This window comes from Winogradskyella echinorum (genome assembly GCF_014297365.1).
GTDB lineage: Bacteria > Bacteroidota > Bacteroidia > Flavobacteriales > Flavobacteriaceae > Winogradskyella > Winogradskyella echinorum.
Genome location: NZ_JACOQD010000002.1, coordinates 89,877 through 101,849, shown reverse-complemented (window position 1 = coordinate 101,849; position 11,973 = coordinate 89,877). Strand labels below are relative to the sequence as shown.

At 32.8% G+C, this 11,973-nt stretch carries 7 protein-coding genes; 6 read left to right on the top strand and 1 reads right to left on the bottom strand.

Annotated features, from left to right (window positions below; translation table 11 throughout):
• Nucleotides 1-117: 117 nt before the first annotated feature.
• The 6 genes from tsaE to H8K90_RS07565 all read left to right on the top strand — a co-directional run bounded on the left by tsaE (nucleotide 118) and on the right by H8K90_RS07565 (nucleotide 5,834).
• Nucleotides 118-582 carry a tRNA (adenosine(37)-N6)-threonylcarbamoyltransferase complex ATPase subunit type 1 TsaE gene (gene tsaE, locus H8K90_RS07590; RefSeq protein WP_186845366.1) on the top strand — a complete coding sequence of 155 codons (465 nt, stop codon included), beginning with the start codon at nucleotides 118-120 and terminating at the stop codon, nucleotides 580-582.
• Between the two features lie 243 nt (nucleotides 583-825).
• Nucleotides 826-1,380 carry a hypothetical protein gene (locus tag H8K90_RS07585; protein WP_246457616.1) on the top strand — a complete coding sequence of 185 codons (555 nt, stop codon included), beginning with the start codon at nucleotides 826-828 and terminating at the stop codon, nucleotides 1,378-1,380.
• 111 nt (nucleotides 1,381-1,491) lie between these two features.
• Nucleotides 1,492-2,691 (top strand): alanine dehydrogenase, encoded by a 1,200-nt coding sequence (locus tag H8K90_RS07580; protein ID WP_186845365.1) that lies wholly within the window; start codon nucleotides 1,492-1,494, stop codon nucleotides 2,689-2,691.
• 41 nt (nucleotides 2,692-2,732) lie between these two features.
• A complete protein-coding gene (locus tag H8K90_RS07575) occupies nucleotides 2,733-3,110 on the top strand; it encodes a hypothetical protein (protein WP_186845364.1) in 378 nt (125 codons plus the stop codon).
• Between the two features lie 89 nt (nucleotides 3,111-3,199).
• Nucleotides 3,200-4,219 carry an NAD-dependent epimerase gene (locus H8K90_RS07570; protein ID WP_186845363.1) on the top strand — a complete coding sequence of 340 codons (1,020 nt, stop codon included), beginning with the start codon at nucleotides 3,200-3,202 and terminating at the stop codon, nucleotides 4,217-4,219.
• A gap of 235 nt (nucleotides 4,220-4,454) precedes the next feature.
• Nucleotides 4,455-5,834 (top strand): nucleotide sugar dehydrogenase, encoded by a 1,380-nt coding sequence (locus H8K90_RS07565; RefSeq protein ID WP_186845362.1) that lies wholly within the window; start codon nucleotides 4,455-4,457, stop codon nucleotides 5,832-5,834.
• 72 nt (nucleotides 5,835-5,906) lie between these two features.
• On the opposite strand, the gene H8K90_RS07560 is transcribed toward H8K90_RS07565, so the two are convergent.
• On the bottom strand, nucleotides 5,907-11,570 hold the full coding sequence (locus H8K90_RS07560; RefSeq protein ID WP_186845361.1) for an Ig-like domain-containing protein: 5,664 nt from the start codon (nucleotides 11,568-11,570) through the stop codon (nucleotides 5,907-5,909).
• Between the last annotated feature and the right edge of the window lie 403 nt (nucleotides 11,571-11,973).

The following is an 11,973-nucleotide window of genomic DNA, read 5'->3' as shown; positions in this document are numbered from 1 at the left end:
AAGTGGGTTAATGACCAAATCCTTAAAATGCAAAAAAAACCGATGAAATACACTTTTTTCTAGGATTTCCAAATTTTTATTGTTAACATTGTATCCTATTATTTTTAAAAGAATACATTGAAAACTATAGAGTTAACATACCACATAAAAGATATTGATGCCATTGCCGCCAGCGTTTTAGAGCATTTAGAGTCTAAGACAATATTGTTTAATGGTGGTATGGGAGCTGGTAAAACCACGTTTATAAATGCACTTTTAAAAGCTATGCATAGTACAGACGTTGCAACTAGCCCAACCTTTTCTATAGTAAATGAATACACTATACCTAACGATAAAGTCTATCATTTTGACTTCTATAGAATAGAATCCGTAGATGAAGCTTACAATTTTGGTATAGAAGATTATTTAAGTAGTGAGCATTGGTTATTTATGGAATGGCCAGAGCGTATTGAAGCCCTATTACCAGAAGACACGCAAACCATTACTATTACCGACTTACAAGACAATAAAAGATCCCTCAAATTAACTATAAACACTAAACATTTAACCGAAAATACAGCCATGACAACAGAAAATTTTTAGATAAATTTTTATAACTATTCTTACAAGATAGCACACCTTTTACGGGAAAACCGTAATGGAGACCTCAAAATTTCTTGGACTTTAACAGTTTTACGTTTGTAAGCCTTTAACAATGCGCTTACTTTTGACGTAATTAATTAATTAAAATCCCTTAAATTATGAAAGCTAAAAAACTAGTACTAGCGATCGCTATCTTCGGAGGAATGTTATTTACTGTACAGGCAACTAACATTATTGACTTAGATGGACAGACTACAACACAAGTTGACAAAAGAAAACTTAAAGTTCCGACTCACGGATAAAAAATCTTACAACAAAAGGATACTTATAGGGAGTATAGTTGCATCATTTGTAGCTGCTACTCCCTTTTTGTTTTACTTATACGAATACGTACCGTTAGAAGCAGAGTGGGAAACAATTTTTGGAACATATAAAAGTATTGAATACGAAAGTGCTAATGTTGCGATGTGGGTTTTGTCGATGAAAGTCATACCCTTATTACTATCTCTAATTTGGTTTTTCACATGTAAACATTGGTGGTATCATGCTCTATTAGTGCCAATAACTATGTTTTCATTTCAACTCATAAGTGCATTAAATTTTGATGCTCGATACACAGATGAATTTGACATAATTTGGTTATTACCATTAATGGCAATTATTTTTCCTTCTATTTATTTGATAAGGGCTAAAATGTTTGACAAGGTTAATAATCATGACAAAACCATGGAAGAACTCGAAGAAGAGTTTATGATAAAACCTAAAACGGTTTGGGGTAAGGTTAAGCAGTATTTTTAGGTTATACTTTTACTCATTTAATATTTTATTTATAATTTGAAGTTATATTAATATAGTAACTATTGTAGTGATTTACTATCTTGCAGTTACTAGACCAATTAACTAACTTAAATGAGTAAATCTTTATCACCATTTACCAAAGCCCAATTATTACCTCAAGAAGAGACCTTAGAAATATTTAAACAAAAAGGCGAACTTTTTATTGGCATACCTAAAGAAACTCACTTTCAAGAAAAGCGTGTGTGCTTAACTCCAGATGCTGTTTCAGCTTTAACGGCTAATGGTCATCGTGTATTATTTGAATCTGGTGCTGGTAAAGGTGCTAATTTTAAAGACAAAGATTACAGTGAAGCTGGCGCAGAAGTTACTAAAGATACAGCAAAAGTATACTCCTGCCCTATTATTCTTAAGGTAGAACCACCTTCTTTAGACGAGATTAAACTAATTAATCCACAGACACTTTTAATTTCTGCATTACAAATAAAAACTCAGAATAAGGCCTATTTTGAAGCCTTGGCAAAAAAACGCATCACAGCCTTAGCATTTGAGTATATAAAAGATGAAGATGGTGCTTATCCTGCTGTACGTTCATTGAGCGAAATTGCTGGCACTGCTTCTATCTTAATTGCTTCAGAATTACTATCTAATGTTAATGGTGGTAATGGTTTAATGATGGGTAATATTAATGGTGTACCACCAACCGAAGTTCTTATTTTAGGTGCAGGTACAGTTGGTGAATTTGCCGCACGCTCTGCAATTGGTTTGGGTGCTAATGTAAAAGTGTTTGATAGTTCTATTACAAAGCTAAGGTGTATACAAAATAATTTGGGGCGAACAATTTACACGTCTACAATGCAACCAAAAAATCTTTTAAAAGCATTAAAACGTTGTGATGTTGCCATTGGAGCCGTAAGAGGCACTAACCGCTCACCTATTGTAGTTACAGAATCTATGGTTGATCATATGAAACGAGGTTCGGTAATCATTGATGTTAGCATAGATATGGGAGGTTGTTTTGAAACTAGTGAAGTGACTACACACGATCACCCAACCTTTGATCATAATGGTGTTATTCATTACTGTGTACCAAACATACCAGCTCGTTATTCTAGATCTGCTTCTGTATCTATAAGTAATATATTTACTCCTTACCTATTAGAAATTGGCGAATACGGAGGTATAGAAAATGCACTTCGATTTGATAAAGGATTAAAAAATGGGTTGTATTTTTACCACGGCATTCTTACTAATAAATCTGTAGCCGATTGGTTTGGATTAGATTACAATGATGCCAATCTTTTAATCTTTTAATTAGTTTTCGACTACACTCGAAAGAAAAGAATATTTCAACTATGAAATTTGTACATCGACTAGGTTATTATCTTGGTGGTTTTGCCATTGGCCTTATTATTCTTATGTTTTTTTTAAACGGTAAAGATGCCTCATGTGATTATGGGCCAAATGCAAGAACAGTAAAGAATATTAGCTCTAAGCCTTTAAACTATTCAGTTAATGCTAATACATTTGTAAACAATTATAAATTAGATTCTTTAACGATTACTAATTTAATTAAATATGGAAGTGTAGATTTTTCAAAAAGTGATACTAAAAAGGATTCTTGTAGAGTCTATCATATTGAAAACAGCTATAAAGAACGTGAATTAACGTTAAAAGTAAAGAACTGCGATTCTTTAGCTACGCTCCTCGATATTAATTATACAAACAACTAATTTGTTGAAATTGTTTGATATAAAATTTAGTAATTTCATTCTAAATCTTCATCTTTGATGCCAATATTTAAAATAGTAAATATTATAATATGAAAATATTAGTAACTGGAGCCGCTGGTTTTATAGGTTTTTATGTCTCTAAAGTATTATTATCTAAAGGGCACAAAGTTGTTGGTTTAGATAATGTAAATGATTACTACGATGTTAATTTAAAGTTCTCGAGATTAAAAGAACTTGGAGTTTCTAGAGCAGATGCTGAAGTATTTAATTCGATTTGTAAAAGTGAAAATGAAAACTTTTCATTTGTAAGAATGAATCTTGAAGATCGTGAGGCACTCCCAAAATTATTTAAACAAGAACAATTTGATATTGTATGTAACCTTGCTGCTCAAGCTGGTGTTAGGTATAGTTTAGAGAACCCAGAAACTTATGTAGATTCTAATTTAGTAGGATTTCTAAATATTTTAGAGTGTTGTAGAAACAATGATATAAAGCATTTAGTATATGCTAGTAGTTCTAGTGTTTATGGCTTAAATGAAAAAATTCCATTCTCTACTGATGATAATGTAGACAACCCAATAAGCCTCTATGCAGCTACAAAAAAGAGTAATGAATTAATGGCGCATACGTATAGTCATTTGTTTAAAGTACCAACTACAGGCTTAAGATTCTTTACAGTTTATGGACCTTGGGGACGACCAGATATGGCTATGTTTTTGTTTACAGATGCCATTGTAAATGACAGACCTATAAAAGTCTTTAATCATGGAAAAATGGAACGTGATTTCACCTATATAGATGACATTGTAGAAGGCGTAGTAAGAATCATTGAAAAATCACCACAACAAAGAATTGATGCTAATAAGTATTATAAAGTATATAATATTGGAAATAACAACTCAGTAAAATTATTAAACTTTATAAACGAAATAGAAGTAAACTTAGATAAAAAGGCTACTAAAGAGATGTTACCTATTCAGCCAGGTGATGTAGAACGTACATGGGCAGATGTTGATGAACTCATTAAAGATTACGATTATAGACCAAACACATCTATTAAACATGGAGTTAAATCATTTATAGATTGGTTTAAAGCCTATTACAAATAAAATAAAAGTATTTTAACGACAGATTTAGTTTCTATTAAAGATAGAGATTGAAGTTTATCGTAAAAACACGACGTTGATATAATAATTTAGAGAAATTAGAATTTTTCATACAAATTTGTCGACAAATTCATTTTAAACCTGAAAACACTAAAATTAATAGAGAGGCTTTTGAGTTATAAAATGTAAACAATAATAAAAACTAAAAAATTAACCCAAGTCATATAAACTTAAAACTATGAAAATAAATAAGATTTGTTGTATTGGTGCTGGATATGTTGGTGGACCAACTATGGCAGTAATAGCAAAGAAAAATCCAAATATTCAAGTAACAATTGTAGATATTAATGCTGAGCGAATTGCTGCTTGGAATGATAATGATGTTTCAAAATTACCAATATACGAACCTGGTTTAGCAGAAATAGTTGAAGAAACTAGAGGGAAAAACTTATTTTTCTCTACTGAAATAGATAAGGCTATTGATGAATCTGAAATGATTTTTATTTCTGTGAACACTCCAACTAAGACCTATGGAAAAGGTAAAGGAATGGCAGCAGATTTAAAATATGTTGAGCTTTGTGCAAGAAACATTGCTGAAGTTGCAAAGACAGATAAAATAGTTGTTGAAAAGTCTACATTACCAGTAAGAACAGCACAGGCTATAAAAAGCATTTTACACAATACAGGTAGTGATGTTAATTTCGAGATTTTATCTAATCCAGAATTTTTAGCTGAAGGAACTGCAATCCAAGATTTATTGAATCCGGATCGTGTTTTAATTGGTGGGGAATCAGAATCAGCAATAGAAAGTTTAGCCAATATTTACGGAAGTTGGGTGCCACAAGACAGAATATTAAGAACTAATGTTTGGTCTTCTGAGTTATCTAAACTAACTGCTAATGCATTTTTAGCACAACGTATCTCTTCTATTAATGCAATTTCAGAATTATGCGAGCATACTGAAGCTGATGTTAGTGAAGTAGCAAGAGCAATTGGTATGGATTCTAGAATTGGACCTAAGTTTTTAAATGCTTCAATTGGTTTTGGTGGTTCATGTTTTCAAAAAGATATTTTAAACCTTGTCTATATCGCCAGAAGTTATGGTTTAAATGCTGTAGCAGATTATTGGGAGCAAGTTATTATTCTAAATGACCATCAGAAAAGAAGATTTTCTGATAACTTAATTAGCACGTTATACAATACGGTTTCTGGTAAAAAAATCGCAATGTTAGGTTGGGCATTTAAAAAGGACACTAATGATACTAGAGAATCTGCTGCCATATATGTTGCTGATCATTTATTAAGTGAGCAAGCAAATATTGCTGTTTATGACCCTAAGGTATCAGGAAAGAAAACACAAGCAGATCTTAATTATTTAAATACAAGATCTGAAGAAGAAAACATGGAGCTTGTAAAATCGTATGATGATCCATATGAAGCAATCGAAGATGCACATGCCATTGCTATAATGACAGAATGGGACGAGTTTAAAACTTACGACTGGCAGAAAATATATGATAAAATGAAAAAACCAGCATTTATTTTTGATGGTAGAAATATCCTTAACAAAGATGAAATAACAAAAATTGGTTTTGAATACTCATCTATAGGAAAGTAATTTATAGATTAAATAATCAAAAAAAGCACTTCTAAAAAAATAGAAGTGCTTTTTTTTTGCTTTTAATTGTTATTATTCAACAATTAGTTTTTTAGATACTTCTCTATTAACATCAAATAATTTTATGTAATACATACCTGGTTGCAATGAACTTACATCTATTTGCGTAGTTGAAGAACTACTTAAATCATTATTTGTAATTCTGGTCTGATATATTAACTTTCCTGTTATATCATACATATAAATATTAGTAAGAATATTAGATCCTGTAAGTTTTACATTTACTACACTAGAAGAAGGATTAGGATATATTTCGAAATTAAAATCTTGTGGTTCTTCTCCTGGTATTTCAACAATATCTTCTTCACAATCTGTATCTACCTCTACAGTAACTGTATCTTCATCAAAATCTAGGGCATTAAACACTGTAACTGTATATTCAGTTGTTTCTGTTGGCGATACTTGTATGGTTTGCGTAGTTTCTCCAGTACTCCAAACATAATCATCACCTCCTGAAGCTGTTAAAATTGCAAATTCACCTGTACATATTGTTACATCTTCACCAGCATCTGCTACAACCTCTGGAATTACATTTACTGTAACTTGTTTTTCATCGTAACAATCGCCAATATAACCTTTAACTTCATAAGTAGTAGTTATTGACGGACTCACAGCGATGTTTGGCTGTGAAGCACCATTATTCCATTCATAAGAATTTGCTCCAGTAGCAGTTAAAGTTACAAAATCACCATCCATGATATCTACACTATCACCATTTGTAATAACAACATTTGGATTAGGATTCACATAGACTGTTACAGCATCTGTATCTTGTTGTGTACCTTGAGTTACTGTAACAGTATAAGTTGATGTAGATGTTGGACTTACAGTAATACTTTGAGTTGTATGTCCTGTGTTCCATAAATAACTATCTCCTTGGTTTGCAGTTAAAACAATTTCATAAGCATCATTTTGACAAACTTGCTTATCCTCACCAGCTGAAGCCTGAAATTGTTCTTCAACTGTTACTGTAACTTCTGCTTGTACAGAACATGAATTAGTCGTTCCTGTAACAGTATAAGTAGTAGTTTCTAATGGGTTTACTGTTATAGAACTCGATGTTTCACCTGTATCCCAAAGATAACTGTCAGCACCACTTACTATTAAAGTTGTACTTTCTCCTTCAACAATGGTAACATTTTCACTTACTGTAATATTTGGTGTCTCGTTTACAAATATTGTAACACTATCAGAATCCGAATTTCCAAAATCATCGGTGACAGTAACTGTATAAGTTGTTGTTTCTGTTGGACTAAAGGTTGGTGATGCACCTGTGCCACCAGTATTCCAAGTGTAAGTAACACCACCAGATGCATTTAATGTAACACTCTCGCCACTACAAATAGTAACATCATTACCTGCATTAGCTATAACCTCTGCAACTACCGTTACTGTAACTTCTGCTGTACTTTGACAACCATTAAGTGAAAAACCTGTTACAGTGTAAGTTGTTGTTTCTGCAGGACTAACAGAAATGGAATTTGATGTGTCTCCAGTATTCCATTGATATGAATCTGCACCCGAAGCTACAAGTGTTGTAGTATTCCCTGTTATTAAAACAATATCTTCACTCACTGAAACTTCAGGTGTTGTTAGTGTAAACACAGTAACTTCATCACTATCAGAACAGTTATTAGAAAATACTTCGACAGTATATGTCGTATCTATGTTTGGATTTACTGTAATTGTAGAAGTGGTTTCCCCATTACTCCATAAATAAGAATCACCACCTTCTGCGGTTAATGTTACAGACTCACCTTGACAAACCGTTTGATCTTCACCTGCATATGCAACTGGTATTGGGTTTACAGTTACTGTAATATCATCTGAATCTGAATTACCAAATACATCAGTAACTGTAACCGTATATGTTGTAGTCTCTATTGGTGTAAAAGTTGGTGATGCTCCTATATCACCGGTATTCCATGTATATGTAATACCTCCCGAAGCATTTAAAGTAACACTTTCGCCTAAACAAATAGTCATATCTTCACCTGCATTAGCATTCAATTCTTCCACAACAGTTACTAATATATCAATAGTGTTCTCACAACCATTTACTGAGTAACCAGTAACGGTATATGTTGTTGTTACACCTGGTGATACTATAATCGATGCTGTTGTTTCGCCAGTACTCCATGCATACGTATCTCCACCACTTGCAGTAAGCGTTACTGAGTTACCTGTCATTACAAATACATTTTGATCTGCTGTAATATTGGGAATATCATTAACAAATACGGTAACAGTATCTGTATCAGTATAACCATATGCATCTTCTGCGGTAACTGTATAAGTTGTAGTTGTAGTAGGATTAACCGTAAGTTCAGAACCTGTTTCTCCAGAATTCCATGTATAAGTTACACCTCCTGAAGCATTTAAAGTAATCGAATCACCATTACAAATTGTTACATCCTCACCAGCGTCTGCAATTATTTCTGGAATTACAGTAACTGTAACATTTAGAGATGTTGAACACCCATTAATACCAAGAGACGTAACAGTATAAGTGGTAGTCGAGGTTGGTGTAACATTTATTGATTCTGAAGTTTCACCTGTACTCCATTCGTAATTATCACCACCACTTGCAGAAAGTGTAATTGAATTTCCTTCAACTATTGCACTATCTTCTGTAACAGTAATATCTGGAGCTTCATTTACAAAAACTATAACACTATCTGCACTAGAACAATCATTTGAAATAACTTCTACACTATAAGTAGTTTCCACAAGCGGAGTCACTTCAATTGATTCAGTTGTTTCTCCAGTACTCCATAAATAAGATGTTCCTCCACTTGCTGTTAAAGTAATGGTTTCACCTTCACAAATAGTTTGGTCTTCACCAGCATTTGCATTTGGTAATGGATTAACAGTAACGGTAACACTTGCGTCTTCCGATTGACCAAAATCATCTGAAACTGTAACAGTATAAGTTGTGGTTAAATTTGGTGATACTTCAATAGATTCAGTTGTTTCTCCTGTATTCCAAAGGTAACCAGTTCCGCCACTTGCTGTAAGCGTAGTGCTTTCGCCTTCACAAATTTGTTGGTCGGTACCTGCGCTTGCTTGAAGCGCTTCAGGAAAAACCGTTATTTCGGATGAATCGCTATAACCTCCATCATGAGCCGTAAAAGTTATTGTAACAACTCCTACTGAAACTGGAGTTACTACACCACTAGAATCAACTGTTGCAATAGATTCATCGCTCGAACTCCATGTTCCTGATTGATTTGTAGTTTCGATAGGCGAAAATGTTGCGGCTAAAGCAATTGTTTCTGGTATTTGTATTTCTGCAGTCTCTGGAAATACATCTACGCCAGTTGCAAAAACTATAGTTTCGTCAGCAACATCTCTAATCCAAAACAAAACGAACCCATCATATATACCACCATTACTATTTTCAGATCTTACATATAATGCATATATATTGTTATCAGCAGTATCAACCGGATTCTCGTAATCTGGTGTTAAATTTAAAGTAAGTTGATTTCCTGAAATACTAAAACGCTGATAATCATCAACATTGTTCGCTGGTATACTGTAAGTATGTGTGGCGTTTGGATCTGGATCCGTTGTAATGAGAGTAGCAGTTGGATTCACTGTGTTTTCATCAAATTCAATCCAGTTTAAATGACCTGTCATTCCACCTTCAAATGTTATATTTGTAGGAACTATACTTCCATTAATAATTATAGTACTAGAAGCTGTAAAACTACCATCATTACTTGTAAACGTTATTATCGATGTACCTGGTGAAACTGCTGTTACTAATCCATTTGGATCTACTGTTGCATTAGTATTACTACTTGTCCACTCACCTGTTTGGTCGGTAGTATTTAATGGCATAAATTCAACATTTAATTGCACACTAGTATCTTCTGCTAAGGTAACTGTCGAAGGTGTAATCGAAACACTTTCTGCATTTACAATTTCGGCAGTTACATTGATAGGCACATTTAAAAATCCTCTATTACCGTCCGTATCTGTATGTTCTAATGTTACATTATATGTTCCTATAGTGTTTACATCCACAACATCTCCGCTAACGGTTGCAATACCACTACCATCTTCAACATCTGTCCAAGTTCCGGTTATTGCATTATATACACCACCAACTTCTATTGTGGTTGGATTAGTGTCTGTTCTAGTTATTTGCGGAATGTTAGTTCCAATTACGATATTATCAATTTGATTAATATACTCTTCTAACCATGTATAACCACTTGGTGCTATTTCATTATGTATGGTCGGAGTTCCTGTTAGCCCTTTAGAAATAAGCCACGCTTCTGGTATGTGCGGGTTACTTTGATAAAAATTATCAGGTCTTGTTTCACTTGGTATTGGATTACTTCCTCCTGGTAATAGAGCTTCTGCTCTTGCCAAATAATCACCAATATTGATTTGTGTTGAATTTGTAGATGCTCGCAGAATTAATTCAGTATCGATAGCATCTCTGTAGAATTGAATATTACCATTATTGTCAATGTAATGACACGCACCAACTGTATCAAATAACTCATCTTTTAAATCTTGCGAAGACAAAATAGAAACAGGTTCACCTAATAAAGGAAATTGCGGATATGTAAACCAACTTGGCTCTATCGTTTGTGATGAACCATCAGGATAATTTGTAAAGGCATTGTGCGCTGTACTAGGATCAGTATAATCGTAACCTGTAGCCTTTCCTTTAAGAACATCTGATGTTATATAATTATCATAGAAATGAAACTCAGGTTCAATATTATTATCGTTTATTTTATAAAGAACATTAGAACCACTAGTTCTACTATTAGTACCCGCTTGATAATAATTACCAATAATATTTGATCGAGTTTTTTGTGTACTAGGTTGCCCATTATATGCAGTACCTGTAAAACTAGATGTTCTATTTTGCCAGTTGTGTACAAAATTATTAATTATATCTGCTCTTACATTACCTGCTACATTAGGTGTTCTCCAACCACAATCTACCATTACATTTCTGTGATAACTAACTTTGGTTGGCATATTTCGTAGAGATTGATCACTGGTTATACCTTGCCCAATAATTCCTACTCTAGATGTATTACCTACTAAATTATTTTGAAAAGTAGCTCCGCTCAAAGGGTCATTTGCATTACCTCCATTTCCACCAATTGATTGTTCTAAACTAAAACCAGACGAACATCTATCAACTATAAATCCTTTTGTGTTACCCATTAAAAAGGCAGACTTACTATATTGATTATTTGGATCGGTATAATTATACCCACCTCTAAATTTCATACCTCTAATTATAACGTTTTTAGCATCAGTCATTCTAAACATTTGACCAATAATAGTAATACCACCTTCAGGTGCAGTAAATCCATTTATAGTTATACCTCCAGTATATTCACTACCCATACGAATAACGGACTGAAGTTTTATAACACCACTAACGTCAAAAACAATTGTTCTATCTAAAGCTCTATGATCGCGGTCTGTTAATGCCCATCTTAAAGAACCAGGTCCACTATCCGCGAGAGTTGTTACATGTAATACTACTCCACCTCTACCACCAGATGCATAAGCACCAGCACCTTTTGCACTGGGAAATGCTAATTGTTGAGCTTGTATTAATTGAAGAGGAAGTACTAATAAGCAAAAAAATAATATTTTATTAAAAGCATTTGTAGGTTTTGTAATGATTTTCATAAAAGGGTTAAAATTACGAGTTCTAAGGGATTACTCTGTTATCATTTGGGATTTAAATCTAAAAATATATTTGTAAATACAAGTTTAAAACCATTATTATTCGACTAATTGTATGTTTTTTGTAAGAAATTACTTTTAATACTGTGTACTGTAAAAATATATAAAAAAGCAAATAGTTTAAGAGTTTTAAAAAAAAGTTATCTACAAACTACTAAAAACTTAGACAAACAGACAATTACAGTTAATTACGGATAAAACTATAAAATGGATTATTCTATTTTATTTTTAACTTATCACAGTAAAATACTACATTTTTTATAGCTAAATGTGCAGAGTATATTTCAACTTTATTATTGAAAAAATAAATTAAATAAGGATTTAGAAATGTAAAGTGAATATTTAA